This is a genomic window from Streptomyces sp. NBC_00341, assembly GCF_041435055.1.
Lineage (GTDB): Bacteria > Actinomycetota > Actinomycetes > Streptomycetales > Streptomycetaceae > Streptomyces.
Window position 1 is genome coordinate 4,287,544 of record NZ_CP108002.1, and the last position, 25,805, is coordinate 4,313,348.

Annotated in this window: 21 protein-coding genes; 18 read left to right on the top strand and 3 right to left on the bottom strand. The window is 72.8% G+C overall.

From position 1 onward, the window contains the following. Nucleotides 1–57: 57 nt before the first annotated feature. Nucleotides 58–1,875, bottom strand: coding sequence for an aspartate--tRNA ligase (gene aspS / locus OG892_RS19270; RefSeq protein WP_073733359.1), 1,818 nt, complete (start codon nt 1,873–1,875; stop codon nt 58–60). A 164-nt stretch (nt 1,876–2,039) separates the two neighbouring features. On the opposite strand from aspS, the gene OG892_RS19275 reads away from it, so the two are divergent. Continuing rightward, nucleotides 2,040–4,157, top strand: coding sequence for a SpoIIE family protein phosphatase (locus OG892_RS19275; protein WP_073733358.1), 2,118 nt, complete (start codon nt 2,040–2,042; stop codon nt 4,155–4,157). Here OG892_RS19275 and OG892_RS19280 read toward each other — a convergent pair. Together OG892_RS19280 and OG892_RS19285 are read right to left on the bottom strand one after the other, a co-directional pair. Then, nucleotides 4,154–5,233, bottom strand: a complete 1,080-nt coding sequence (locus OG892_RS19280) for an AI-2E family transporter (RefSeq protein WP_073733357.1) — start codon at nt 5,231–5,233, stop codon at nt 4,154–4,156. The genes OG892_RS19275 and OG892_RS19280 overlap by 4 nt on opposite strands. A gap of 107 nt (nt 5,234–5,340) precedes the next feature. Further along, nucleotides 5,341–6,297: a pirin family protein gene (locus OG892_RS19285; RefSeq protein WP_073733356.1), complete on the bottom strand. Its 957-nt coding sequence runs from the start codon at nt 6,295–6,297 to the stop codon at nt 5,341–5,343. Between the two features lie 220 nt (nt 6,298–6,517). Between OG892_RS19285 and OG892_RS19290 the strand changes: the two genes are divergently transcribed. The 17 genes from OG892_RS19290 to OG892_RS19370 all read left to right on the top strand — a co-directional run bounded on the left by OG892_RS19290 (nt 6,518) and on the right by OG892_RS19370 (nt 25,804). Beyond that, the gene (locus tag OG892_RS19290; RefSeq protein ID WP_073733355.1) at nt 6,518–7,507 is read left to right on the top strand and encodes a helix-turn-helix transcriptional regulator; all 990 of its coding nucleotides are present in this window, start codon (nt 6,518–6,520) and stop codon (nt 7,505–7,507) included. 219 nt (nt 7,508–7,726) lie between these two features. Continuing rightward, on the top strand, nt 7,727–7,891 hold the full coding sequence (locus OG892_RS19295) for a hypothetical protein (protein WP_328866353.1): 165 nt from the start codon (nt 7,727–7,729) through the stop codon (nt 7,889–7,891). A 52-nt stretch (nt 7,892–7,943) separates the two neighbouring features. Then, nucleotides 7,944–9,275 carry a nucleotide sugar dehydrogenase gene (locus OG892_RS19300; RefSeq protein ID WP_079193192.1) on the top strand — a complete coding sequence of 444 codons (1,332 nt, stop codon included), beginning with the start codon at nt 7,944–7,946 and terminating at the stop codon, nt 9,273–9,275. Continuing rightward, nucleotides 9,272–12,382: an amino acid adenylation domain-containing protein gene (locus OG892_RS19305; RefSeq protein ID WP_371629810.1), complete on the top strand. Its 3,111-nt coding sequence runs from the start codon at nt 9,272–9,274 to the stop codon at nt 12,380–12,382. Before OG892_RS19300 ends, OG892_RS19305 begins: the two co-directional genes overlap by 4 nt. After that, nucleotides 12,379–13,149 carry a polysaccharide deacetylase family protein gene (locus OG892_RS19310; protein ID WP_371629811.1) on the top strand — a complete coding sequence of 257 codons (771 nt, stop codon included), beginning with the start codon at nt 12,379–12,381 and terminating at the stop codon, nt 13,147–13,149. Before OG892_RS19305 ends, OG892_RS19310 begins: the two co-directional genes overlap by 4 nt. Next, nucleotides 13,149–14,444 (top strand): MFS transporter, encoded by a 1,296-nt coding sequence (locus tag OG892_RS19315; protein WP_371629812.1) that lies wholly within the window; start codon nt 13,149–13,151, stop codon nt 14,442–14,444. The genes OG892_RS19310 and OG892_RS19315 overlap by 1 nt, the downstream gene beginning before the upstream one ends. 57 nt (nt 14,445–14,501) lie before the next feature. Beyond that, nucleotides 14,502–15,794, top strand: a complete 1,293-nt coding sequence (locus OG892_RS19320) for an ATP-grasp domain-containing protein (protein WP_073733351.1) — start codon at nt 14,502–14,504, stop codon at nt 15,792–15,794. Between the two features lie 67 nt (nt 15,795–15,861). Then, nucleotides 15,862–16,266 carry a glyoxalase gene (locus OG892_RS19325; protein WP_328866349.1) on the top strand — a complete coding sequence of 135 codons (405 nt, stop codon included), beginning with the start codon at nt 15,862–15,864 and terminating at the stop codon, nt 16,264–16,266. Nucleotides 16,267–16,389: 123 nt separating this feature from the next. Beyond that, the gene (locus OG892_RS19330; protein WP_371629813.1) at nt 16,390–17,934 is read left to right on the top strand and encodes an Ldh family oxidoreductase; all 1,545 of its coding nucleotides are present in this window, start codon (nt 16,390–16,392) and stop codon (nt 17,932–17,934) included. Further along, on the top strand, nt 17,931–18,875 hold the full coding sequence (locus OG892_RS19335; RefSeq protein WP_328866347.1) for a Gfo/Idh/MocA family oxidoreductase: 945 nt from the start codon (nt 17,931–17,933) through the stop codon (nt 18,873–18,875). Before OG892_RS19330 ends, OG892_RS19335 begins: the two co-directional genes overlap by 4 nt. Beyond that, a complete protein-coding gene (locus tag OG892_RS19340; RefSeq protein ID WP_371629814.1) occupies nt 18,872–19,624 on the top strand; it encodes a hypothetical protein in 753 nt (250 codons plus the stop codon). Before OG892_RS19335 ends, OG892_RS19340 begins: the two co-directional genes overlap by 4 nt. Next, nucleotides 19,621–20,520 (top strand): sugar phosphate isomerase/epimerase family protein, encoded by a 900-nt coding sequence (locus OG892_RS19345; RefSeq protein WP_371629815.1) that lies wholly within the window; start codon nt 19,621–19,623, stop codon nt 20,518–20,520. Before OG892_RS19340 ends, OG892_RS19345 begins: the two co-directional genes overlap by 4 nt. Then, a complete protein-coding gene (locus OG892_RS19350; protein WP_371629816.1) occupies nt 20,517–21,317 on the top strand; it encodes a sulfotransferase in 801 nt (266 codons plus the stop codon). The genes OG892_RS19345 and OG892_RS19350 overlap by 4 nt, the downstream gene beginning before the upstream one ends. 30 nt (nt 21,318–21,347) lie before the next feature. Continuing rightward, nucleotides 21,348–22,619 (top strand): ATP-grasp domain-containing protein, encoded by a 1,272-nt coding sequence (locus OG892_RS19355; RefSeq protein ID WP_371629817.1) that lies wholly within the window; start codon nt 21,348–21,350, stop codon nt 22,617–22,619. Nucleotides 22,620–22,703: 84 nt separating this feature from the next. After that, nucleotides 22,704–23,525 (top strand): glycosyltransferase family 2 protein, encoded by an 822-nt coding sequence (locus tag OG892_RS19360; RefSeq protein ID WP_371629818.1) that lies wholly within the window; start codon nt 22,704–22,706, stop codon nt 23,523–23,525. Nucleotides 23,526–23,555: 30 nt separating this feature from the next. Next, entirely contained in the window at nt 23,556–24,461 is a 906-nt protein-coding gene (gene cysD / locus OG892_RS19365) for a sulfate adenylyltransferase subunit CysD (protein WP_371629819.1), read from the top strand. A 2-nt stretch (nt 24,462–24,463) separates the two neighbouring features. Beyond that, a complete protein-coding gene (locus OG892_RS19370; protein ID WP_371629820.1) occupies nt 24,464–25,804 on the top strand; it encodes a sulfate adenylyltransferase subunit 1 in 1,341 nt (446 codons plus the stop codon). The last annotated feature ends 1 nt before the right edge of the window (nt 25,805 follow it).

Here is a 25,805-nt window from a genome sequence, read left to right on the forward strand (position 1 = left end):
TCGGCCGGGGGCTGTTTCACGTGGAACCGAAGCGGAACCGAAGCGGAACCGCCGACGCTACTTCGCGCCGGTGTCCCTGACGACCGAGTCCTTGGCCTCGGCCTTCTCCTTCGCGGGCGCGACCGGCTTGCGGAGCTGGATGTTCAGCTCGCGCAGCCGCGTCTCGTCCAGCACCGTGGGCGCGCCCATCATCAGGTCCTGGGCGTTGCCGTTCAGCGGGAAGGCGATCGTCTCGCGGATGTTGGGCTCGTCGGCCAGCAGCATCACGATGCGGTCGACGCCGGGGGCGATGCCACCGTGCGGCGGGGCGCCGAGGCGGAAGGCGCGGAGCATGCCCGCGAACTCCTGCTCGACGGTCTCGCGGTCGTAACCGGCGATCTCGAAGGCCTTGAGCATCAGCTCGGGCTCGTGGTTACGGATGGCGCCGGAGGACAGCTCGATGCCGTTGCAGACGATGTCGTACTGCCAGGCGAGGATGTCCAGCGGGTCCTTCTCCTCCAGGTCCTTCAGTCCGCCCTGGGGCATCGAGAAGGGGTTGTGCGAGAAGTCGATCTTCCCGGTGTCCTCGTCCTTCTCGTACATCGGGAAGTCGACGATCCAGCAGAACCGGAAGACGCCGTCCTCGAAGTGACCGGCGCGCTTGGCGGCCTCGACGCGGACGACCGACATGATCTTGGAGACCTCGTCGAACTCACCGGCGCCGAAGAACACGGCGTGGCCGGGGACGAGGGAGAGCCGCTCGGTGAGCGTCTTGACGTCCGCCTCGGTGAGGAACTTGGCGATCGGGCCCGCCAGCTTGCCGTCCTCGCCGACCCGGACCCAGGCCAGGCCCTTGGCGCCGTGCTCGACGGCGTAGTCACCGAGGCCGTCGAAGAACTTCCGGGACTGGCCCGCGGTGTCCGGCACCGGGAGCGCGCGGACGTGCTTTCCGGCGAAGGCCTTGAACTCCGAGTCCGCGAAGACGTCGGAGATGTCGACGAGCTCCAGCTTGGCGCGCAGGTCCGGCTTGTCGTTGCCGTACTTCAGCATCGACTCGCGGAACGGGATGCGCGGGAAGGGCGAGGTGACGTGGCGGCCGTTGCCGAACTCCTCGAAGAGCTCGGTCATGAGCTTCTCGATCGGGCGGAAGACGTCCTCCTGCTCGACGAAGGACATCTCGACGTCGAGCTGGTAGAACTCGCCGGGCGACCGGTCGGCGCGTGCGTCCTCGTCGCGGAAGCACGGCGCGATCTGGAAGTAGCGGTCGAAGCCGGAGATCATCAGCAGCTGCTTGAACTGCTGCGGGGCCTGCGGCAGCGCGTAGAACTTGCCGGGGTTCAGCCGGGACGGGACCACGAAGTCACGGGCGCCCTCGGGGGAGGTCGCGGTGAGGATCGGCGTCGCCATCTCGTTGAAGCCGAGGGCCACCATCTTGGAGCGGATCGAGGCGATCACGGAGGAGCGCAGCATGATGTTGCGGTGCATGCGCTCGCGGCGCAGGTCGAGGAAGCGGTACTCCAGGCGCCGCTCCTCGTTGACCCCGTCCTCCGCGTTGATCGTGAAGGGCAGCGGGGCGGCCTCGCCCAGCACCTCGACCTCGGTGACCTCGATCTCGATCTCGCCGGTCGGGAGCTCCGGGTTCACGTTGTCGGCGCCACGGGCGGACACCTTGCCGTCGATCCGTACGACGGTCTCCTTGGTCAGCTTCGCCAGGGCGTCGTTGCCGGGGGTGCCGGGGCGGGCGACGAGCTGCACCAGACCGTAGTGGTCGCGCAGATCGATGAAGAGGATGCCACCCAGGTCTCGGCGATTGTGCAGCCAGCCGCTCAGCCGGACGTCGGTGCCGACGTCAGAGGCGCGGAGCTCGCCGCAGGTGTGGGACCTGTACCGATGCATCGTCGTTCATCCAGTCTTCGCGGTTGGGGGCACATACAGCCACCCCAGGCTACCGCCCGCGACCCGGCCGTTTCATTGCCGTTGTCCCCGGCAAGGGCGCCGGGGGGCGTGGCCGCCGGGACCGCCGGTGGCGTTCGGCGGCCACATCTTCTTAAAGTGGGGCAATGCGCACCGAGGAAGTCCTGGCCGCGACCGCGACCGGTCTCTGGCGCTGGGACAACGCCGCCGGGGTCGTCACGCTCGACGCGGAGGCGGCCCGGCTGCTGGAGCTGCCCTCCGAATCGGGCGTCTTCCGTGAGTCGGAGGTGCGCTCCCGTTTCCATCCCGTCGACTGGAACGAGATCTACGGGGTGGTCAACCTGGCCGTCGCCGAGGGCACGCTGGCCGAGGCCCGGCTGCGGATCGTGGACGCCCACGGGCGGGTGATGCGTACCGTACGGAGCCGGTCCCGGCCGCTGCCGCCCGCGCAGGACAGCGACGCGGACTACGTGCTGGTCGGCACCCTCCAGGAGGTGGCGGAGCCGGAGCCGGGCGCCGACGGGGCGCAGAACCGGATCACCGGCGACTGGCGCCGGTCCCGGGAGGCGTTCCTGCTGGACGCGGGACGCGCGCTGGCCGAGGCCCGGTCGACGGCGGAGGTGCTGCGGGTCGCCTACTCGCTCTCCATGCCCGGGTTCTCGCCGGACGGGCTGGCGGTCTTCGGGGTCGAGGGCGAGCGGCTGACGATCGTCGGGCACCACGGGCACCACTCCGGTGACGAGGGACCGTTCAACGACATGCCGCTGGAGACCGACTATCCGGCCGCCGAGGTCGTACGGACGGGGCGGGCGATCTATCTGCCCAGCCCCGAGGAGTACGTCCACCGCTACCCGGCCACCTGGCCGCTGGCCCGCCGGTTCGGGCGCCGTTCCTGGGCCTTTCTGCCGCTGATCGTGGCGGGCCGCACGATGGGCGCCTGGATGGCCGGCTTCCGGCACCCGGTGTCGTTCTCGCCGGACGAGCGGTCGGTGCTGACGACGGTGGCCAGGATGCTCGCGCAGGCGCTGGCCCGCGCCGGGATCGCCGAGACCGAGCGGGAGCTGTCCGAGGGGCTCCAGCGCACGATGATGCCGTCCCTGGGGACCGGCATCCCGGGGATGACGGTGGCCGCACGGTACGTGCCGACCGGGGGCGGGCTCCAGGTCGGCGGCGACTGGTACGACATGATCCCGCTGCCCAACGGCCGGGTCGCCCTCGTCATCGGTGACGTCCAGGGCCATGACGTGCGGGCCGCAGGGCTGATGGGCCAGTTGCGGATCGCCCTGCGCGCGTACGCCTCAGAGGGGCACCGCCCGGACGCGGTGCTCTCGCGGGCCTCGCGCTTCCTCTCCGGGCTCACCGACGCGAACGAGGACGCGGAGCACACCGGGCCGCGCTTCGCGACCTGCCTGTACGCAGAGGCGGACCCGGCCACCGGCACCCTCGACATCGCGCGGGCCGGGCACCCCGACCCCGTGGTGATGACGCCCGACGGGACCGCGTTCATCCGGCAGACCGCGGGCGGGCTCCCGCTGGGCATCGAGGCGGACACGGACTACCCGACGACCCGGGTCACCCTGGAACCGGGAGAAACGATCATGCTCTGCACGGACGGGCTGATCGAGACCGGCGGGCACGACCTGGCCACCGGCTGGGTCCGGCTGCGGCCGATCCTGGAACGGCACACCAGCGATCTGGAGAAGCTCGCGGACGCCCTGGTGCAGGCGGTGCACGGGCCCACCTCGCACTACACGACGGGCCCGCTCGCGGACCGCCGCGAGGACGACGTCGCGGTGCTGCTGCTGCGCCGCGAGAGCCCGGCGACCCGGGTGACCCCGCCGCGGCGGACCGCGCTGACCATCGCCCAGGCCGAACCGGAACGGATCGCGGCGGCCCGGCAGCAGGTGCGCGAGATGCTGCACGACTGGGCGGACCCGGAGCAGGTCGACTCCGCCGTGCTGATGATCTCCGAGATGGCCACGAACGTGCTGGTCCACACGGACGGCGACGCGCTGATGGTCGCGCAGGCCAGCGGGGAGCACGGGGAGCGGCGGCTGCGGGTGGAGGTGGCCGACGGCAGCGACGAGCTGCCGCACAAGCGGCGGCCCGGCGAGATGGCGTCCAGCGGGCGGGGGCTGGTGCTGATGGAGATGCTCGCCGACGCGTGGGGGGTGGACCCGCGCGGTGAGGGCAAGTCGATCTGGTTCGAGCTGTACGAGTCGACGGAGCCGGTGGAACTGGCGGGGGTGGAGGCGGAGCTCTAGGCCCTGTCGGGTGGGGCGTCCGGGGTGCCTGTCGGCGGCAGCCGGCCCTCGCGCAGTTCGCCGAGGACGCCGAACGCCGCCGCGCACACCGGGACCGCGAGCAGCATCCCCAGCAGGCCCGCCACGCTCGCGCCCGCCGTCAGCGCGATCATGATGGTGGCGGGGTGCATCTGGACCGTACGGCTCTGGATCATCGGCTGGAGGATGTGGCCCTCCAGCACCTGCACGGCGAGCACGATCCCGAGCGCCCAGAGCGCGATCACGAAGCCCCGGTCCGCGAGCGCCACCAGGACCGCGACGGCCCCCGAGATGAACGCCCCCAGGTACGGGATGTAGGCGCCGACCAGCACGAGCGCGCCCAGCCCCACCGCACCGGGCACCCGCAGGATCAGCAGGCCGACCGTGATGCAGACGGCGTCGATGAGCGCGATGAGCGTCGTACCGCGCATGAAGCCCTCGACGGCCTCGAACGCGCGCCGCCCCATCGCCTCGACCAGGTCACCGGCGCCGCGCGGGGCGATGGAGTGCGCGAGGTGCGCGGCCCGGTCGGCGTCACGCAGGAAGAAGAAGGTCAGCAGCAGCGCGAGGACGCTCGTGGCGATGAGCGAACCGACCAGGCTGATGCCGGTCAGCAGCCCGCCCGCGGCGCTCGCGCCGAACTTCTCGACGAGCTTCTTCGCGTTGGTGGCGAGGTCGTCCACATTCGTGTTGCCCTCGACCCCGAAGTGGTCGGCGACCCACTGACCGGCGTCCTTGAGCGACTGGACGATCTGGTCACCGGTGTCGATGAGCGCGGTGACGACGATGTATCCGGCGCCGCCGACCACCGCGACGAGCAGCACGCAGGTGAGGCCGGCCGCCACAGAACGGTTCACCCCGTGCTTGGTCAGCCGGCGGTGCACGGGGCCGAGCAGCGCCGTACCGAGCAGCGCGAGCAGGACGGGGGTGACGGCGGTCTTGAGCGCGACGCAGAGCCAGATGGCCACCGCGGCGACGCCGGTGACCAGCAGGACGACACCGCACCAGGCGGCCAGTCGCCGGGCACCGACGGGCAGGAGGGGCTTGGGTGTCTGCACCCTCCCACCCGATCACGCCCCGGGGACGGTGTCCCGCCCGCGCCGCCGTACGAGTGACGAACCGTCATACGGCGGCGGCGCGGCTCACATCCCGCGGACGCCGTGGCTCACATCCCGTGGACGGCGGGCACGGTGCCGAGGCGGCCGGCCTGGAAGTCCTCGAAGGCCTGCTTCAGTTCGGCCTGGCTGTTCATCACGAACGGCCCGTAGTGCGCCATCGGCTCCCGGATGGGACGCCCGCCGAGCAGGACGACCTCCAGCTCCGGGGTGTTGCCGTCCTGCTGCTCGTCCGCGCGGACGGTCAGCGAGGAGCCGGCGCCGAAGACGGCGGTCTGGCCCATGTGGACGGGCCTGCGGTCCTCGCCCACGGTGCCGCGGCCGGCCAGCACGTACGCGAGGCCGTTGAAGTCCTCGCGCCACGGCAGGGTCACCTCGGCGCCGGGGCGCACGGTCGCGTGGATCATCGTGATGGGGGTGTGGGTGGCACCGGGGCCCTGGTGGCCGTCCAGCTCGCCCGCGATCACCCGGAGCAGCGCGCCGCCGTCCGGGGAGGCGAGCAGCTGCACCTGGCCGCCGCGGATGTCCTGGTAGCGCGGGGCCATCATCTTGTCGGCCTTGGGCAGGTTCACCCAGAGCTGGAGGCCGTGGAAGAGGCCGCCCGAGGTGACGAGGGACTCCGGCGGGGCCTCGATGTGGAGCAGCCCGGACCCGGCGGTCATCCACTGGGTGTCGCCGTTCTGGATGGTGCCGCCGCCACCGTTGGAGTCCTGGTGCACGAAGGTGCCGTCGATCAGGTAGGTGACGGTCTCGAAGCCGCGGTGCGGGTGCCAGGGGGTGCCCTTCGGCTCACCGGCCGCGTACTCCACCTCGCCCATCTGGTCCATCATGATGAACGGGTCGAGGTACTTGTAGTTGATTCCCGCGAAGGCGCGGCGCACGGGGAATCCCTCGCCCTCGAACCCGCTGGGTGCCGTGGTCACGGCGAGCACGGGACGGGCGACGGCGTCGCCAGAGGCGGCGACCTTGGGCAGGGTCAGCGGGTTTTCGACGGTTACTGCGGGCATGGGAGCCACCTCCGGGGACTGTTCTGCGACCAATTTAGTTGAATGGTGAACATCTAGCAAGGCGACTTCCATTCCCGCGGCCCCGCAGGGCGCGAGCATCGACTCTCCCGTGGGGCGGGTGGTACCTATGGGTCACCCTGGGCCCTCCGGGCACACTGCGGGGAAGGGCACGACGTCCCACCGCGACGGAGGGGGAGCCGAGCCGACAAGAGGGGGACGAGTGAACAAGCTGACCGAACAGGTGCGCCAGCGCTTCTACGGGCTGATCCACCGGAATCCCGGCTGGTCGCTCGAACAGATGGCGGCCGAGGTCCACTGCTCCCTCGCCGAGGCGGATCAGGCCTGCGACGCCCTCTGCGCCGTCGGCCTGCTGCTCCCCGCGTCGTCGGCCCCCTGCGGCTACGTGACCGTCACCCCGGAGGCCGCGCTCACCCGGCTGTTCTCCGCCGAGGAACGCCAGACCGCGGCGCACCTGCAGCATCTGGCCAGGATCCGGGGTGCGGTCGCCTCCCTGATCGGCGACTACCCGCGCCTGCACGACGAGCGCCGGGAGTCCGTCGAGATCGAGACCCTGCCGACACCGGCACTGGTGAACGCCTTCCTGGAGGACGCGGGCAGCACCTGCAACGTACGCATGCGGTCGATGCACCCCGGCGGACCGCCGCCGGAGGAACTCATGGACGACATGCTGCTGCGCGACAAGGAGATGGAGAGCCGCGGCATCCGGGTGGAGACGCTCTACTCGCGACGGACCGCCGAGGTCCCCTACATGGCCGCGTATCTGACCGACGCGGAGCGGATCGGGCGCGAGGCGCGCACCGCGGACTACCTGCCGCTGCGCATGATCCTCTTCGACGACGACCTCGCGGTCCTGCCGATCGACCCGCAGGACTCCAGCGAGGGGGCCTTCGCCATCCACGGGCAGGCGCTGGTGAGATCCCTGCACGCGCTGTACGACTACTGCTGGCACACCTCGGTCCCCGTCCGCCCCGCGCCCCCGCAGGCCGCCCTCGGGGCGGAACTCGACTCCCAGGACCTCGTCGTGGTGCGCATGCTCGCCGACGGCGTCAAGGACGAGGCGATCGCCCGCCACCTCGGCATCTCCTCCAGGACGCTGAGCCGGTACATGACCTGCCTGATGGAGCGGCTGGGCGTGCACACCCGCTTCCAGGCGGCCCTGCGCGTCGCGGAGCGCGGGCTGCTGGACTGAGAGCGATCCGGAAGAGGGCCCTCCCCTTCCGGAAAGATCTCGCATGTTGAGACGGATGCATGGCGTGGCGCCCTGTCGCCATGGCTGATGGCCGCCGCACGCAACATCTTGCTCCGTGGACGGGCGCGGCAGCAGCATGGGTTCCGCCGGCGGTGGGCGACCCCAACCGCCCTTATCTCCGCCGGACTTCGCACTCGCCAGACATACCGGGGGACAGCTATGCCTGCACGATTCCGCGCCTTCCTCTGTACCGCCCTCTTCTGTGCCTCCCTCCTCACCGCCGCGGGTACGGCCCATGCCGCGACGGCAGGGCCGACCACCGGCGCACCGGACCCCGGAACGGCCGTCGTGGACCGGCCCGACGGCGACAACGGCTGGTGGTAGGGGCGCCCCGCGCCACCCATCCACCTGCCCGGTCCGCGCACAGGAGAGCCCGATGGACGTCATCGCCGCCGCACCACCCGGTCCACCCGAGCCGGTCCTCACGAACGGCCCCGCCCCGGCCGCACACCCCGACCGCACCGTCGACGTCGCCGTCGTGGGCATCGGCTACGCGGGCCTGCCGCTCGCCGTGGCCGCCGCCGGGGGCGGCCACCGCACCCGCGGACTGGACCTGAGCGACTTCCTGGTGGCTCAGGTCAACATCGGCCGGCCGCCCGTCGACACGGTGACCCGTGCCGAACTGGACGCCGTGGCGCCGTTGCTCGACGCCACCACGGACCCCGCGTTCCTGAGCGAATGCTCCGTCGTCGCCCTGTGCGTTCCCACACCGGTGGACACCCACGGTGTGCCGGACCTGGAGCCCCTGCTCTCCGCCGTGCGCACGGTCCGCCAGCACCTGGTGTCCGGACAGCTGGTGATCATCGAGTCCACCACCTACCCCGGGACCACCGACGGCGTCATCCGCGAGATCCTGGAGGAGTCCGGGCTGACCGCGGGCACGGACTTCCACCTGGCCTTCTCGCCGGAGCGGGTGGACCCGGGCAACACCCGGTACGGCTTCCACAACACGCCCAAGGTGGTCGGCGGGCTGACCGCGGCGTGCGGTGCCCGCGCCGCCGCGTTCTACGCGGGACTGACCGAGCGGGTGCACGTCACCCGCTCCAGCCGTGAGGCCGAGGCCGCCAAGATCCTGGAGAACACCTACCGCCAGGTGAACCTGGCCCTGGTCAACGAGTTCGCGCAGATCTGCCACCGGCTGGGTGTCGACGTCTGGGAGACCATCGAGGCCGCCGCGACCAAGCCCTTCGGCTTCACCCCGTTCCGTCCCGGCGCGGGTGTCGGGGGCCACTGCATTCCGGTCGACCCGCTCTACCTCGTGCACCGCGCGACGCAGGCCGGGGTGCCGTTCCGGATGGCCGAGCAGGCGCAGCGGATCAACGACTCGATTCCCGTCTGGGTCGCCTCCCGGGCGCGGGAACTGCTGACGGCGAACAGGATCAACGTCCGTGGGGCCAAGGTGCTCCTGCTGGGCGTCACCTACAAGCCGGACGTCGCCGACATCCGCCACTCGCCGGCCGAGCCGCTCGCCCTCGAACTGCTCGGCGCGGGCGCCGATGTGATGTTCCACGACCCGTACGTCACCACGTTCTCCGCACGCGGCCGGGCCGTACCCGCCGGGCACGACCTGGTGGCCGACCTCGCCGCCGCCGACCTGACGATCGTCGTGCAGCGGCACCGGATGTACGACAACGGGCTCCTGGCCCACGCACGGCTCGTCCTGGACCCCTGCGGCCCCGGCACGACGCAGGAGGTCGGGACCGCATGACCCACACCCCCTGCGTCGTGGACCTGATCCGCGGCCACGCGGCCGGCCGCCCCGCGGACATCGCCCTGCGGACCCCGGCGGGCACCATGACCTACGCCCGGCTGTGGAACCGCGCCGAGCAGGCCGGGCGGGCCCTCGCGGGACGCGGTGTACGGCGCGGCGACACCGTCCTCGTGCGCCTGCCCTCCGGCCCGGAGGCGGTCGTCGCCATGCTCGGTACCTGGCTCGCCGGCGCCGCGTTCGTACCCGTCGACACGGCGACCCCCGCGGAACGCCTGGCGTACGTGCTCCGCGACAGCGGCGCCACCGCGGTCCTCGACGACAGCACGGCGCTCCTGCCGCCCGCCGGGGACCCGGTGGAGCCCGCCGGGGACCTGGTGGAATCCGCCGGCCCGCGCACCGCGGACGACGAGCACGGCGCCTACGTCATCTACACCTCCGGGTCCACCGGAGCGCCCAAGGGAGTCCTGGTCGGGCACGGGGCGCTGGCGCGCCATGCCGACGCGGCCGTGGACCTGTTCGCGCTCGGGCCGCACAGCACCGTGCTGCAGTTCGCGAGCCTCGGGTTCGATGTCGCCCAGGAGGAGATCTGGCCGACCCTCGCCGCGGGCGGAACCCTCGCCTTCCACGGCGCGGACGGCGTCCCCGGCGCCGCTCAACTCGCCTCGGTCGCGCAGGAGCTGGGGGTGACGGTCCTGCAACTCCCCACCGCCTACTGGCGCATGCTCTGTGCGGAGCTCGACGGCGAGCGGGAGCCGTCCTTCGCCGGGGTCCGCACGGTGGTCATCGGCGGCGAGAACGCCACGACCGCCGACGCCCGCGCCCACCGCCGTACCCCCCTCGCGCACACCGTGCTGGTGAACGGGTACGGCCCCACCGAGACCGTGGTCACCGCGACCGCCCTGGTGCTCGCCCCCGGCGACGAGGTGCCCGGCACGGACGGGCTGCCCATCGGGGAACCGGTCGGCGACCGGGTGGCACGGGTGCTGGACGAGGACGGCCGGCCCGTCGCCGACGGCGCACCGGGCGAACTGTGGATCGGCGGCGAGCCGCTGGCCCTGGGCTACCTCAACGACCCGGCGCGGACCCGGGAGCGCTTCCTGCCGGATCCGTACGCGGCGACGCCCGGCACGCGGATGTACCGCACCGGCGACATGGTGGTGCGGCGGGAGAACGGCGGCCTCGAATTCCTGGGGCGCGTCGACAACCAGGTGAAGGTCCGCGGCCACCGCGTCGAACTCGACGAGGTCGACCGCCACCTGCTCGGAGCCCCCGGGATCACCTCTGCCGTCTCCTTCACCCTGGACGACGGGGCAGGCGGGAACGTGCTGGCGGCCGCCGTCGCCCGCGACGGGGACGGCCCGGACCCCCGGGCGGTCCGGGAGCACCTGCGGGAGCGGGTCCCCGCCTATCTGGTGCCGGGCCGCATCGCCGTACTCGACCGGATGCCCCTCACCACCTCCGGCAAGACCGACCGCCGCGCGGCGGCAGAGGCCGCGGCGGCCGTCCTGGCCGCCGGGGTGACGCACGAGCGCGACGACGAGGCGCGGTCACCGCTGGACACGGTGGTCGCCCTGCTCCGCGAACTGCTGCTCGCGCCGGAACTCGGCCCCGACGACGACTTCCTCGCCCGGGGCGGCGACTCCCTCATGGCCCTGCGCGTCTGCGGCCGGATGCGGGCGCGGGGCATCTCCATGACCCCCGGCGACCTGCTCACCGGGCGCACCGCCCGCGCCGCCCTCTCCCGGGCGGAGGGCCGCCGCGCGCCCGACGCCGTCGAGGAGGAGCCCGCAGGGCCGCTCGGCCTGCTGCCCGCCCAGCACCGCTGGCTGAGCGACGGCGAACTGCCGGCCCGCGACCACTTCTGCCTGAACGCGCTGTTCACCACGGACTCCGGCATGTCCGCGGACCGCCTCGTCCGGGTGGCCGGGGCCCTGCGACGACGCCACCCCGCGCTGCGCACGGCGCTCCGCGCGGACGGCACGGCGGAGCTGCGGGAGGCCGACCCCGCGGACGCCGTCCGCGTCATCGACCTGTCCCCCGTCCCGCCGCCCGAGCGGGCCGCCCGGCTGGAAGAGGCGCTGGCCGAGGCGCAGACCTCGATGTCGCTCGCCGAGGGCCGGGTCCTTCAACTGCTGTACGTGGACGGCGCGGAGAACGGGGCCCGGCTGCTGCTGACGGTCCACCACTTCGTCCTCGACGGGGTGTCGATGGGCCTGCTCACCGACGACCTCGAACTGCTGCTGGGCGACGGCCGGACGGGAGCCGCCGCGACGGGGCCCCGGGCCGTCGGCACCGCGCTGCGGGACTGGGTGCGCACCGCGCAGGCCCGGCAGGACGCCGCCGAATGGGCCCTCAGGACAGGGGAGTTCACCGTGCTGCGGCCCGACGCGGAAGGCTCCGCGCCGCTGCCCACGCTGCGCACCCACCGCTTCCGGCTGCCCCGGGACCTCACCGGCCAGGTGCTCCACCGTCTCCCCGCCGCGGGCATCGCCCCGCACGACTTCGCCCTCGGCTGCCTGGTCGGCGGCCTGGCGGCCTGGACCGGGGAGCCCGTGCACGGGGTGGACGTCTACGCGCACAGCCGCGGCGTGTCCCCCGGGGACCTCGACCTGTCCCGCACGGTCGGCTACGTACAGAGCACCTACCCGGCCGTCCTGCGGTGGGAGGGCGAGGGCGTCCCCGCACTGGCCGCCGCGCTCGGCGGGCCGGCCGCCCTGCCCGAACGCCGTTACGGGTTCGACGCGTTGCGCTTCCTCTCGCCCGATCCCGCGGAGCGCGCCGCCCTGGCGGCCTGCCCGCGTCCCCGGGTCCGGCTCAACTTCCGAGGGCATCTGCTGCGGCTGGAACAGCGCGCGCCGGGTGCGGTGCTGCGGCCCGCGGACGAGAGCTTCGGCGCCCACCGCTCGCCGCTCCAGCGGGAGCGCTATCTGCTGATGGCCGAGGGGGACATCGTCGACGGGGAGCTGGAGATGAGCCTGAAGTACTCCACGGTCCACTGGAGCGCGGAACGGATCGAGGAGCTGGCCCGGCACGTCGACCGCGTGATGCGGCAGACCCTGGACTCCCCCGACGCCGGCCGTCCGGTGAACGGCGGTGCGCGATGACACCGCTCCCGCCCGTGGTCCCCGGCGTCCCGGCCGAGCACCAGCCCGCCCTGGGCAGCGCCCCGCGGTGGCCCCTGGTGCTGTACTTCCACCACGTGCACCCGGACGTGCGGCACTACACCGCGCTGTCCCCGGACGCGTTCGAGCGGGGCCTTGAGCAGGTGCTCGAACAGTTCGCCCCGTACGACCCGGCGGACCTGCTGGCCGACGGGGGCCCTCGCCGGCCCGACCGCCCCACGGTGCTCGTCACCTTCGACGACGGCTACCGCGACAACACCACCCACGCACGGGACATCCTGGACCGTCTCGGCGTCCGTGCGGTGTTCTTCGTCTGCACCGGACTGCTCGGCCGGCGCAGCCCCCGTCCGCGCGAGGACCACCTGACGTACGAGGAGTGCGACCAACTGGCCCGGGAGGGGCACCTGATCGGCGCCCACACCCGTACCCACCCGCACCTCGACCGGATCCCGCCGGCCGAGGCGCGCGCCGAGACCCTGGGCTCCCTCGACGACATCCGCGAGCGGTACGGAGCGGGCCCCGCCCGGCTGTTCGCCTACCCCTACGGCGGGGTGCCCGCCGAACCGCTGCTGCCCGAAGGCGTGCTGGCCTTCGGAACGGTCCGCTCGCCCGCCACGCCGTGGACCGCGGAGCACCAGCGGATCCGCAGAACCTATCTGCCCTCGGGGGCGGCCGACACCTGGGCCGGGCTGGTCCGCCACTGGCGCACCGAGTGGGACGGACCGACCGCTTCCGGGAGGGAAGAGTGATGACCGAACACAAGACGTGGCGCACCCGGCTGACCGGGGCCCTGCCCGCCACCAGGGAGTCCCGGATCATCGCGGTCAACGCGTTGATCGGCTCCATGGGAACCGGCATGTTCCTGGCGAGCTCCGCCCTCTACTTCACGCGCTTCGCCGGAATCAACGAGACCCAGCTCGGCGTGGGCCTGGGGATCGCGGGAGTGGTCGGGCTCGCCACCACCGTGCCGATGGGCATGCTCGCCGACCGCTTCGGCCCCAGGAACATCATCCTGGTGGTCTGCCTGTGGCGCGCCATCGGCTACCTCGCCTACCTGAGGGTCGACGGATTCAGCCAGTTCGTGGTGACGGCCAGCCTGCTGTACATCATGGACCGGGCCGGACAGCCCCTGAACCAGGCCCTGGTGGGCCGCCTGATCACCGGAACCGAACGCAACCGCACGATGGGATTCATCCGGTCCCTGCGCAACCTCGGCTTCACCGTCGGGTTCTCGCTCGCCGGGATCGCCCTGACCACCAATTCGAAGACCGCGTTCCACTGGCTCTTCATCGGCAACGCGATCAGCTTCCTGGTGGTGTTCTCCCTCGTCTGGATGCTGCCCCGGGTCGGCCCGGCGGTGGCCAAGGACAAGGGGGACGGGAAGGGCGCGAAGGCGGTGGTCCCGCCGATCCGCGACTGGCGGTTCGTCGCCGCCACGGCGGCCAACGGGGTGATGTTCCTGCACGACGCGATCCTGATCACCGTGCTGCCGCTCTGGGTGGCGGAGCACACCGCGTCGCCCATCTGGATGATCACCGTCCTCGTCACCACCAACACGGTCCTCACGGTGCTGGCCCAGGTCAGGGTGACGCGCCACATCGGCGACCTGGCCACCGCGACCCGGGCCACCACCATGTCGTCGGTCCTGTTGCTGTTCGCCTGCGTCGCCTTCGCGGCGAGCGGCTGGTCGGACACGTCCGGCTGGGCGATCGTGACCCTCGTGGCCGCACTGCTCCTGCTGACCTTCGGGGAACTGCTGCACTCGGCGTCGTCCTGGGAGATCTCCTTCGCGATGTCGCCGGAGGCGGCCCAGGGCCGGTACTTCGCCTTCTTCAACGTGGGTTTCTCGGCGGCGGAGATCGCCGGGCCGGCCGTGGTGCTGTGGCTCCTCGCCCGGACGGGACCGAGCGGCTGGCTGATCATCGCGGTCTGCTTCCCGCTGTCCGCGGCCCTGAGCTGGCTCGGCACCCGGCAGAAGCCGGAACCGGCCACCACCGGGCCCGCGCCGCACTCGGAGCCCGTACCCGCCACAGAGGGTTCCTGACCGACCGCACCGACCCATTCCCACCCCTCGGTGGAATGCGCACTGACGGAGGAAAGCATGTCAGACACACTCCCGCCCCAGCATCTCCTGATCGTCAGCGGCGGGCGCGATCTGCCCGATCGCGCCCGCGGCGCCTGGCCGGGACTGCGCACGACCGTCATCTGCCGGCCGGAGGTGGTGCCGCGGCTGCGCAGCCGGGAGAAGATCCAGCGCCTGATCGTGCTCCGCGAGGACGCCCCGGTCGAGGAGTGGGTGGCCGCGGCGCGGTTCGTGCACGCGGTCGACCCGGTCGACCGGCTGACCAACTTCACCGAGAAGGACACCGAGAAGACCGCGGCCATCGGGCTCGACCTCGGCCTCGACTGGCACAGCGCGGAGACGGTACGGGCGGTGGCCGACAAGTACGCGATGCGCCGGGTGCTGGCCGAGGCCGGGGTCGGCCAGGTCGTCGCCGAGACCGTCCACGACGTCGAGGGCGTCCTCAAGGTCGCGGAGCGGACCGGCTACCCGCTGATCTGCAAGCCCGTGCGCGGGGTCGCCAGCAAGGGCGTCACCCGTATCGACGGACCGGCCGACATCCCCCGCGCCCTTGAGTGGGGCGCCGAGGGAGCCGGCGACCTGGACGCGCCGGACCTGCTCGTCGAACAGTTCCTGAGCGGCGACGAGTACAGCGTGGAGTGCGTCAGCGAGGACGGCGAGCACCTGGCCGTGGGCGTCACCCGCAAGATTTCCGAGCACGATCACTTCGTCGAGGTCGGCCACGTCGTCCCGGCCCCCCTTCCGGACGCGGACGACCAGCGGATCCGTACCACCGTGACCGACATGCTGACGGCCCTCGGAGTCCGGCGGGGCGTCACCCACACCGAGGTCATCGTGGCCGCGGACGCGGTCCACATCGTGGAGACGCACCTGCGTCCGGCGGGCGACGAGATCCCCGAGCTGTGGGCGCGGGTCAGCGGGGTCGACCTGATCGACGTCGTCGCCCGCCAGGCCGTGGGCCTCAAGGTCCTCGACGGCCTCCGCGCCACCCTCGCCGCCCCGCACGACGGTCCGGGCGCGGCGGCCATCTGGTACGCCTGCCCGGACGCGGTGGGCGAGATCGTGGAGGTGGCGGGCGAGGAGGAGGCCCGCGCGCTGGAGGGCGTCGTCGACGTCGAGGTGCTGCGCGAACCGGGCAAGCGGCTCAAGGGAGTCACCGGTTCCTTCGCCCGGGGTGCACATGTCTGCGCGGTGGGCACGTCACAGGACGAGGCGTTGCGGCGTGCCCAGGAGGGCGTACGGAAACTGTCGTTCACCGTACGCAGTGACGGCATGGCCGCACGCCACGAGGCGCTCGCCTCGACCGGCTGACACCGCGTCGGCCGATCCGGACGGCACCGGTCCGGTGCCCGCACAACAGAGAGAAGAGAGACGAGACATGACCGATCAGAGCAACGAACAGACCGGCTCCGACTACGCGTTCGGTGGCCTGCACCACGTCCAGCTGGCCATCCCGCCGGGCGGCGAGGACCAGTGCCGGGCGTTCTGGGGCGAGGTGCTCGGAATGACGGAGCTGGAGAAGCCCCCGGTCCTCGCCGCCCGCGGCGGGTGCTGGTTCCGCGGCGGCGGCCTGGAGGTCCACCTCGGCGTCGAGCAGGACTTCGCTCCCGCGCGCAAGGCGCACCCCGGAATCCTCGTCGAGTCGCTGCGCGGCCTGGCCAAGCGGCTGGAAGAGGGCGGCCACGAGGTGACGTGGGACGACAACTTCCCGGGCCACGACCGCTTCTACGCGTTCGACAAGTTCGGCAACCGGCTGGAGTTCCTGGAGCCGACGGCCGCGTAGGCCGTGTCCGCAAGGGCCTGCACGGGGTCGTCCCGTGATGTCGCGGGACGACCCCGTGCAGGCCCCGCCCCGGGCGACCCGGTGGAGTTCCGACCCCTACCACGGCATATCGAGGAGCCAGCAATGACCGAATCAGCGGGCAGGCCGCCCGCATTCCGCATCGCGGACCTGATCGTGGCCGAGGGCCCCGAGGGGGCGGAGCGCATCCTGATCGCGGGGCTGACCGTCACCGTGTCCGCCGGCGAGATCGTCGCGGTGCTCGCGGACGACACCGCGTCCGCGGCGGCCCTGATCCAGGTGCTCGCCGGACGGCGGCGGGCCCAGTACGGGGCCATCGACGCCGGCGGGGCCGGCCGGTCCCGGCGGATCAGGCCGTCCCTCCCGGCGGGCGTGAGCGTGGTGGCCGCGCACGAGCGCTGCCCGGACGGACCGGCCCACGTCGTGGTCGTCGACGCCACCGGGACGCGGCCCGCGGAGTCCGGCGCGAAACCGGCACACACCGCGGCCCGGCGGGGCGGCGCGGTGCTCCTGGTCACCACCGACGCAGAGGTGGCGGCGTCCGCCGACCGGACCGTCCACCTCAATCGCGCGCCCCGTCCCGAGCACCGGCCGAAGGCGGCGGTCCGCTTCACCACGCAGGCGCTGCGGGAGGCGGCGGCCGGATCACTGACCGCCGCAGGCGTCGACGCCGAGCGCGCCGCCCTGGTCGCCCGGGTCCTCGTGGACGCCGATGTGCGGGGTCACTTCTCGCACGGTGTCGGCCTGCTGCCGATGTACCTCGACCGGCTGCGCGAGGGAGGCATCGACCCCACCGCGGAGCCGGAGTGGAGCCAGGAGGAGGGGTCCGTCGTACGCCTCGACGCCCGCGGCGGGTTCGGGCAGGTGGCCGCGGAGCTCGCGGCAGAGCGATGCGCCGAGCGGGCCGCCCGCACCGGGCTGGCCGCCGTCGCCGTCCGGGGCAACAACCACGTCGGCATGCTCGCCGCCTACCGCGAGCACTTCGTCCGCCACGGCGTCGTCGGCCTCGTCCTCAACGTCTCCGGCCCGAGCGTCGCAGCCCCCGGCGCGGGACGCCCGACGCTCGGGAACGACGCCGTGTGCATGGTCGTCCCCCGTGCGGGCGGGTCCCCGCTCGTCGTGGACTTCGCCACCGGGACGGTCGCCAGCGGAAAGATCCGGCATGCCGCGCACCGCGGCGAACGGGTGCCCCCGAACTGGCTGGTGGACCGCGAGGGCCGCCCCACCACCGATCCGGAGGAGCTCGACCGCGGCGGCGCCGTCCCGGTCTTCGGCGGATACAAGGGCCTCGGGGTCGCGGTGATCACCGAGGTGCTGGCCGGCATCCTGGCCGGCGGCACGGTGAGCCCCCTCGTCCACAAGCAGCGCGCCGAGCCCGAGCGGGCGATGGACTGCTCCCAGCTGTTCCTCGCCCTGTCGCCGGACGCGTTCGGCAACCCCCCTGTGGAGGAACTCCTCGACGTCCTGTCGGGCGCGGTGGCCGCCGGCTACCCGCAGGGACCGCCCGAGGTCCATCTGCCGGAACAGCAGGAGCGGCTGGCCGAGACCATGGCCGCCGAACACGGCGTCCCGGTACCGGCGTCGGTCGTCGAGCAGCTCGGCTGGGGCGCCGTCCGGACCGCCCCGGCCACAGCGGGAGGTACCGCATGAGCACGCCACTCGGTGTGGGCGTCGTCGGATTCGGCATCGCGGCCCAGCAGCACGCCACCGCGCTGGAGCAACTGCCGGAGGCCGGGATCGTGTCCGTCCTGGAGCAGGACCCCACGGTCGACACCGGCAGCCACCACCGGGCCGGTTCCTGGGAGGAGCTCCTGGACGACCCCTGCGTCGACCTGGTCGCCCTGTGCGTCCCGCCCGGCGGGCGCGCGCGGATGGCGGTCCAGGCGCTGGAGGCGGGCAAGGCCGTCCTGCTGGAGAAGCCGCCCGCGGTGTCGGTGGCCGAGATCGACGGTGTCGCGGCCGCCGCCCGGCGTACCGGCCTGCCGGTCGGCGTGATGCTCCAGCACCGGATGCGGCTGCCGGAGGCGGCCCTCGCCGCCGCCTGGTCGGCGTCCTCCGTCACAGCGGTCCTGGAGGTGTCGCGGTTCCGGCCGCCGGCCCACTACCGGCGTGCCGGGTGGCGCAGCGACCCCACCGTGGCGCTGGGCGGGATCTCCGCCCACCTGGGAGTCCACTACCTCGACCTGGCGTGTCAGCTGCTCGGGCGGCCGGAGTCGGTGCGCCTGACGCCGACCAGGGAGGTCGCCGCGGGCATCGACACCCGCGTCACGGGAATGGTCGCCTTCCGGTCCGGGGCCACCCTCGCGTTCACCGTGACCGCCGAGTCGATGGTCCGTACCGAACGGCTCCAGATCCTCGGGCCCGACGGGGGGTTCAACATCACCGACGGCACGGTGATGACCCAGCTCGACGGCACGGAACAGACCTGGCCCACGGTGCCGACCTCGCACCTGCGCACCGAGGTCTACCGGGAGATGGCAGAGGCGGTGGCGACGGGCCGTCCCCCGGCGCGCTGCCACCTCGACGGCGCCCGTGCGGTGACCGAGATCCTCTCGTCGATCGCCACCGCCGCGCCGGCGGTGGCCGCGTGAAGCCGCTGATCGGTATCTCCTCCGGCTCCGCGCCGCGCCTGGACGCCGGGGCCCTGGCCGGCCTCGTCCTCTCGTGCGGCGGCACGGCCGTCGACGTCAGGGAGGGCAAGGGCCACGCGTGGGAGGCCGGCGGGCTGGACGCCCTGCGCACCGCCGGGGCCGAGGTCTGCTTCGTCGGCGTCTCCACCGTGCTGGGCGCGGCCGAGCACCCGCCCGCCTCCGTCGACGGCCTGCACATGCCCGAGCGGGGCCTGCCGGTGAAGGTCTTCGCGGCCGCCGGGTGCACCGCCCCCGACCGTTTCGCCCTGACGCTCGCGCAGATCGCGGCGCTGGCCGCCAGGGTCGGCGACGCCTCCCTCGTCCTGGTGGAGACCCACCACGGATACGCGCCCGTGGCCGAACTCGACGAGCTGTGCCGTCGCGCGGGCACCTCGGTCCTGCTCGACACGATGGGCCTCGCCCGGATCGACGGCGATCCCGTCGCGGCGGCGGCCCGGCTCGCCCGCTGGATCCCCTACGCCCAGGTCAAGGGGTTCGACTGGGACGAGCCCGCCACCTCGCGGCACCGGCCGCTCGCCGCCGCCCGGCCCGAGCTGACCCGGAAGGTCCTCGACGCGGCGGGTGAACTGCGCGCGGTCACCGTCGAGTCGAAGGCACCGTCCCTCACCGAGGACATCGCCCTCCTGCGCGAGTGGTACCCGCCGGACCCACGCCTCCCCCAGGCCGTCAGCGAGGAGATCCTTCCGTGAGACTCGCCGTCATCAACGACGAACTGTCCCAGGACATCGAGCAGGCGGCGGCCACGACGTCCCGCCTCGGCTTCGACGGACTGGAGATCCGATCCAGCGGCGGCGTGGCGCCGCATCGCATGGACGACGCCGCCCTGGCCCGAATACGGGCGACGGTGGCCCGGCACGGACTGCGGGTGGCCGGCTTCGACCCGCCGGCGCTGAAGTGCGAACTGCCCCGCACCGCCGCCGAGACGGACTCCGCCCGCGCACTGGTGACGGACTCCGTGCGCCGGGCCGAGCTGCTCGGAGCACCGTTCGTCCGCATCTTCACCTTCTACCGGCAGGGCGATCCGGACCCCCGCCGGGCCGCCGCCGCCGCCCGGGAGGTACTGGACGGCGTCCCCCTCGGACGCGTCCCCCTGCTCGTCGAGACGGGCATGCGGACCAACAGCCCGACCATGCGCCACACCCTGGAGTTCCTGGACGCGCTGGGCGACGACCGGCTCGGCATCCTGTGGGATCCGGGCAACAGCGTCTTCAGCGGCTGGGACCCGGCCCCGTTCCCGCAGGACTACGCGCTCGGCCGCGAACGCATCCGGCACGTCCACGTGAAGGACCCGGACGGCCGGCGGGCCTACGTCCGCCTCGGCGACGGGGACCTGCCCTGGCCCGCGATCATCGCCCGGCTGGCCGAGGACGGCTACCGGGACTGGATCTCCCTGGAGACGCACTGGCGCGTCGGCCGGGTGCTGAACCAGGCGCAGCGGGACGAGCCGTGGGGCGAGGAGTTCACCGCCGGCGGATTCGAGGCCAGCAGCACCTGCATGCGGCTGCTCCGCGAGATGACGCGGAGCACGGGCGAGGACGCCGTCCCCGCCGGCCCCGACGCGCACACGGTGGAGGCCGGCGCATGAACGACTCACCCGTGATCCTGCTCGGGGGCCAGCGCTGCGGCACCACCGCCCTCGCCTACGCGCTGAATCTGGCCTTCCACGACGCGGGCGGCCACTTCACCGTCAACGGCAAACTCCCCTATCTGCTGCACCGCTGGCTGAACCGGCAGGACCTGGCCGACCACCATCTGCGCACGGACGAGATCCTGCACGCCCTGGACCGCCGCCCGCCGGACGGCTCGGGCGTCGAACGCTGGCGCGCCCGGGTGGAACAGAGCCTGCGGGCCGCCGCCAGGGACGTCGCAGAGGGCTCGTGCGGAGACGACCCGGTGGACCTGGCACGGCGGATCCTGGCCGACACCCAGGGCGAACTGCCGCACTGCGGGGACAAGTACAACGAGTACCTGCTGCATCTGCCCTGGTTCGGCGAGGTACTGCCGAACGCCCGCTACGTGATGCTGGTGCGCCACCCGGAGGAGGCCGCCCGCTCGATGCTGCGCTGGAAGGGCGACCGGCCCTATGTGCCCCTCACGCGGGAGGCCGCCCTCGCCAAGTGGACGGCCTGGAACCGGCACTGGCTCGATTTCGCACCGGCGGTACCGGACCGGAACGCCCTGGTCGTCGAGTACCACGCACTGTGCCGGGGCGAGGAGACCGAGCGCCTGTCGCGGTTCACCGGACTCGACCTCGCCCCGTACCTCGCCGGGCTGAAGCCCCGTTCCCCGGCGGCGGACACCGACGACGCACTCCCGGCGGACACCGCCTCCGTGTGGGAGGCGCTGCGTCTCTCCGCGCTTCCCGCCCCCGCCCCCGCCTGATCCGCCGAACCCCTACCGAAGGTGATTCCCTTGCCCTCAACCCGTGTTCTCGTCGTCGGCGGAAAGGCCGGCATCGTCCGCAAGGCCGCAGCGCTCGGCCTCGACGTGGTGCACATCCAGAAGCCGTCCGCGTTCGACCCGGATGTGGTGGAGCACTGTTCGCAGCTGCTGCTCGTCGACTACCAGGACGTTCCCACCGTCACCGCCCTGGTGCGCGCCCTGCACGAACAGCGGCCGTTCGCCCGGGTCTTCACCCAGACCGAGGCGGCCCAGGTGGTGGCGGGCCATCTCACCGACGCGCTCGGACTGCCCGGCAACGGCGAGCGGACCACCCGGCTGCTGCACGACAAGCCGGCCCTGCGTGCGCTGCTGAACGAACAGGGCATCGGACCGGTGCGGACGGTGACCCGGCCGACCGCCGCCGAGCTGCGCGACTTCGTGAAGGCGGCGGGCTCCGCCGTGCTCAAGCCGACCATGGGCTCCGGCAGCCTGGGCGTCCGCCGGATCGCCTCCGTCGACGAGGTCGACGAGGCGTGGGCGTGGCGCGAGGCCTTCGGCCTCGACGACTTCATGGCCGAGGAGTGGCTGACCGGCGAGGAACTCAGCGTCGAGACGTTCTCCCGGGCCGGGGCGCACACCGTCGTCGCGGTGACCGGCAAGGAGACCGGGCAGGGCGTGGTCGAGCTCGGTCACGTGGTGCCCGCGCCGCTGGACGGAGCCGGACGAGAGGCCGTCGTGTCGACGGTCGAGGCCCTGCTGGACGCCGTGGGCCTCGTGGACGGGCCGGCGCACACCGAACTGATCCTCACCGCCGCCGGTCCCCGCGTCATCGAGTCGCACAGCCGTCGCGGCGGGGACCGCATCAACGAACTGGTCCGCCTGGTCCACGGTGTCGACCTGGAGGAGGCCGCCTACCGGCTCGCCCTGGACGGCGACCCGCTGCCGCGCCGGGCGGAGCCGACGGGTGCGGCCGCCATCCGCTTCCTCGTCGCGGAGCCGGGAACCGTCACCTCGGTGACGGGCGCTTCGGAGGCCGAGGCGATGGACGGCGTCGTCCAGGTCGACGTCCAGGTCGAGCCCGGGGACACGGTGCACGAACTGCGCTGGTCGGAGGACCGCTGCGGCCATGTCGTGGTCCGCGCGGCCGACGCGCAGGCCGCCGTGCGGCTCGCCGCGGACGTCGCGGCCCGCATCGTGATCACCACGGAACCGGCCGCCGACGACGGGCGGTCCGCCACCCTCGGCACGCTCCTCGACGAGGTGGACGAGGTCCTCGACCCGTTCGCCGCGGCGTCCCGGTGACCTGCCGCGTCCCGCCGCACCCCACGAGCCCCGCCCGGCCCCCGCAGGTGGCCGCCACGAACGTCCGCAAGGAGTAGAACTGCGATGAGCACGACACCCTCAGACGGCGGCAAGCAGGTCTCCGTCGTGGTCGCCACCCGGAACCGCCCCACCGACATCGACGCACTGCTGACCGCGATCGCGGCGTGCGACACGGGCATCGTCCACGAGGTGATCCTGGTCGACGACGCCTCGGAGATCCCCCTGCGCGTCGACGAGTCGGCCCACCGCTTCCCCATCCGCCTGCTGCGCCACGAACGGCGTCGCGGCGCGGCGGCCGGCCGCAACCTCGCGGGCCAGGAGGCGACCGGCGACGTCCTGGCCTTCCTCGACGACGACGCCCGGCCCCTGCCCGACTGGTTCGACGTCCTCGATACGGCGCTCACCCCCGAGCGGGCTGCGATCACCGGCCGGGTGCTGCCGTTCGACAGCAGCGTGGTCTCACGCGCCCGCCAGTACCGCTACGAGGTCCGCTACGCACAGCACGTCCCCGGCAGCGAGGTCACGTTCTTCGCGGGCGGCAACTCGGCGGTGTGGACGGAGGCGTTCCGCGCTGCCGGGGGGTTCCCCGACCAGGTCACCGCGAGTGACAACGGTCTCGTGGAACGGCTCGCCGAGTCCGGCGGCCGGGTGCACTTCGTGCCGGGGCTCCGCGTGGCCCACCGCAACAGCAAGGGCGCCGGAATCGCGCTGCGCGAGGCCTGGCGCGCGGGCCGGCTGGCCCCGCGCAGCGCGCCCGCGTCCGCGCTGCGCCGGTTCGCGGCCAGCGCCCGGTCCCAGCCCTGGTCGGACGACCCGGCAGCCGCAGGCCTCAACCTGGGTCTCCAGGCGGCGAATTCACTGGCCACCGCCCTTCCGGCGGCCTGAGCGATGGCGAGTACGGGGGCAGTGCGCCGAGTGGACGCGGGAGCCACGCTCTCCCATCTGGACGTCCTGGAGTCGGAGGCGGTGCACATCTTCCGTGAGGTGGCGGGGGAGTTCGAGCGTGCGGTGATCCTGTTCTCCGGCGGCAAGGACTCGATCCTGATGCTGCACCTGGCGCTCAAGGCCTTCGCGCCCGCGCCGGTGCCGTTCACACTGCTGCACGTGGACACCGGGCACAACTTCCCCGAGGTCCTGGAGTACCGCGACCGCACGGTCGCCGAGCACGGGCTGCGGCTGCACGTCGCCTCCGTCCAGGAGTACATCGACGCCGGGAAGCTCCGCGAACGCCCCGACGGCACCCGCAACCCGCTGCAGACCGTGCCGTTGACGGAGGCGATCCAGCAGCACCGCTTCGACGCGGTGTTCGGCGGCGGGCGGCGTGACGAGGAGAAGGCGCGGGCGAAGGAGCGGGTGTTCTCGCTGCGCGACGAGTTCTCCCAGTGGGACCCGCGCCGCCAGCGCCCCGAGCTGTGGCAGCTCTACAACGGCCGGCACGCCCCGGGTGAGCACGTCCGGGTCTTCCCGATCTCCAACTGGACCGAGCTGGACGTGTGGCAGTACATCGAGCGCGAGGGCATCGAGCTCCCGCAGATCTACTTCGCCCATGAGCGCGAGGTCTTCAGCCGCTCCGGCATGTGGCTGACCGCGGGCGACTGGGGCGGCCCCAAGGAGCACGAGCGGACCGAGACCCGCCAGGTCCGCTACCGCACGGTCGGTGACATGTCCTGCACCGGCGCCGTCGACTCCGACGCCACCACCCTGGACGCAGTGATCACCGAGATCGCCGCCTCCCGGCTCACCGAGCGGGGCGCGACCCGCGCCGACGACAAGATGTCAGAGGCCGCGATGGAAGACCGCAAGCGCGAGGGGTACTTCTAGAGATGACCGAGACGATTCAGCGGCCCGGCGTCAGACCGCCGGCGACCCTGTTGCGCTTCGCCACCGCCGGGTCCGTGGACGACGGCAAGTCCACCCTCGTGGGACGGCTGCTGCACGACTCCAAGTCGGTCCTCACCGACCAGCTGGAGGCGGTCGAGGACGCGTCCCGCAAGCGCGGCCAGGAGGCACCCGACCTCGCACTGCTGACCGACGGACTGCGCGCGGAGCGCGAACAGGGCATCACCATCGATGTCGCCTACCGCTACTTCGCCACACCCCGGCGCCGGTTCATCCTCGCCGACACCCCGGGCCATGTGCAGTACACCCGCAACATGGTCACGGGCGCCTCCACCGCCGAACTGACGGTGATCCTGGTCGACGCCCGCCACGGCGTGGTCGAGCAGACCCGCCGGCACGCGGCGCTGACCGCGCTGCTGCGGGTCCCGCACGTGGTCCTCGCGGTCAACAAGATGGACCTGGTCGACTACGCGGAACCGGTGTTCGCCGCAATCACCAGGGAGTTCACGGCGTACGCGGCCGAGCTCGGCATCCCCGCGGCCACCGCGATCCCGATCTCCGCGCTGGCCGGCGACAACGTGGTGGAACCGTCCTCCCACATGGACTGGTACGGCGGCCCGACCGTCCTGGAACACCTGGAGACGGTCCCGGTCAGCCACGACCTCACCGACTGCCACGCCCGCTTCCCGGTCCAGTACGTGATCCGGCCCCAAACGGCCGAGCACCGCGACTACCGGGGCTATGCAGGCCGGATCGAGGCAGGGGCCTTCCGGGTGGGCGACGCGGTCACCGTGCTGCCGTCCGGCCGCACCTCGGCAGTCACCGGGATCGACCTGCTGGGCCGGTCCGTGCACACGGCGCGGGCGCCGCAGTCGGTCACCCTCCTACTGGCGGACGACATCGACATCTCGCGCGGCGACCTCATCGTGCCGAGCACCGACGCGCCCCCCACCACCCAGGACGTCGAGGCGACCGTCTGCCACGTCGCGGACCGGCCCCTCACCGTGGGCCAGCGAGTGCTGATCAAACACACCACCCGCACCGTCAAAGCCATAGTCAAGGACATCCCCTCCCGCCTCACCCTCGACGACCTCTCCCAGCACCCGGCCCCCGGGCAGCTCGTCGCCAACGACATCGGCCGCGTCCTCGTACGCACCGCCGAACCGCTCGCGCTCGACGCGTACGCCGACTCGCGCCGCACCGGCTCGTTCCTGCTGATCGACCCCGCCGACGGAACCACGCTCGCCGCCGGGATGGCGGGCGGTTCCTTCGCCGCCGCGGCCACCGGCATCCCCGAACCGGACGCCGCGGGCTGGGACTTCTGAG

What these genes read in the sequence shown, in the direction of transcription:
- OG892_RS19295 (WP_328866353.1), top strand. Translation starts at nt 7,727, where the DNA reads ATGCCTGCACGATTCCGCGCCTTCCTCTGTACCGCCCTCTTCTGTGCC.
- OG892_RS19310 (WP_371629811.1), top strand. Translation starts at nt 12,379, where the DNA reads ATGACACCGCTCCCGCCCGTGGTCCCCGGCGTCCCGGCCGAGCACCAG.
- OG892_RS19285 (WP_073733356.1), bottom strand. Translation starts at nt 6,297, where the DNA reads ATGCCCGCAGTAACCGTCGAAAACCCGCTGACCCTGCCCAAGGTCGCC.
- OG892_RS19305 (WP_371629810.1), top strand. Translation starts at nt 9,272, where the DNA reads ATGACCCACACCCCCTGCGTCGTGGACCTGATCCGCGGCCACGCGGCC.
- OG892_RS19325 (WP_328866349.1), top strand. Translation starts at nt 15,862, where the DNA reads ATGACCGATCAGAGCAACGAACAGACCGGCTCCGACTACGCGTTCGGT.
- OG892_RS19300 (WP_079193192.1), top strand. Translation starts at nt 7,944, where the DNA reads ATGGACGTCATCGCCGCCGCACCACCCGGTCCACCCGAGCCGGTCCTC.
- OG892_RS19335 (WP_328866347.1), top strand. Translation starts at nt 17,931, where the DNA reads ATGAGCACGCCACTCGGTGTGGGCGTCGTCGGATTCGGCATCGCGGCC.
- OG892_RS19350 (WP_371629816.1), top strand. Translation starts at nt 20,517, where the DNA reads ATGAACGACTCACCCGTGATCCTGCTCGGGGGCCAGCGCTGCGGCACC.
- aspS (WP_073733359.1), bottom strand. Translation starts at nt 1,875, where the DNA reads ATGCATCGGTACAGGTCCCACACCTGCGGCGAGCTCCGCGCCTCTGAC.
- OG892_RS19320 (WP_073733351.1), top strand. Translation starts at nt 14,502, where the DNA reads ATGTCAGACACACTCCCGCCCCAGCATCTCCTGATCGTCAGCGGCGGG.
- OG892_RS19360 (WP_371629818.1), top strand. Translation starts at nt 22,704, where the DNA reads ATGAGCACGACACCCTCAGACGGCGGCAAGCAGGTCTCCGTCGTGGTC.
- OG892_RS19330 (WP_371629813.1), top strand. Translation starts at nt 16,390, where the DNA reads ATGACCGAATCAGCGGGCAGGCCGCCCGCATTCCGCATCGCGGACCTG.
- OG892_RS19370 (WP_371629820.1), top strand. Translation starts at nt 24,464, where the DNA reads ATGACCGAGACGATTCAGCGGCCCGGCGTCAGACCGCCGGCGACCCTG.
- OG892_RS19275 (WP_073733358.1), top strand. Translation starts at nt 2,040, where the DNA reads ATGCGCACCGAGGAAGTCCTGGCCGCGACCGCGACCGGTCTCTGGCGC.
- OG892_RS19315 (WP_371629812.1), top strand. Translation starts at nt 13,149, where the DNA reads ATGACCGAACACAAGACGTGGCGCACCCGGCTGACCGGGGCCCTGCCC.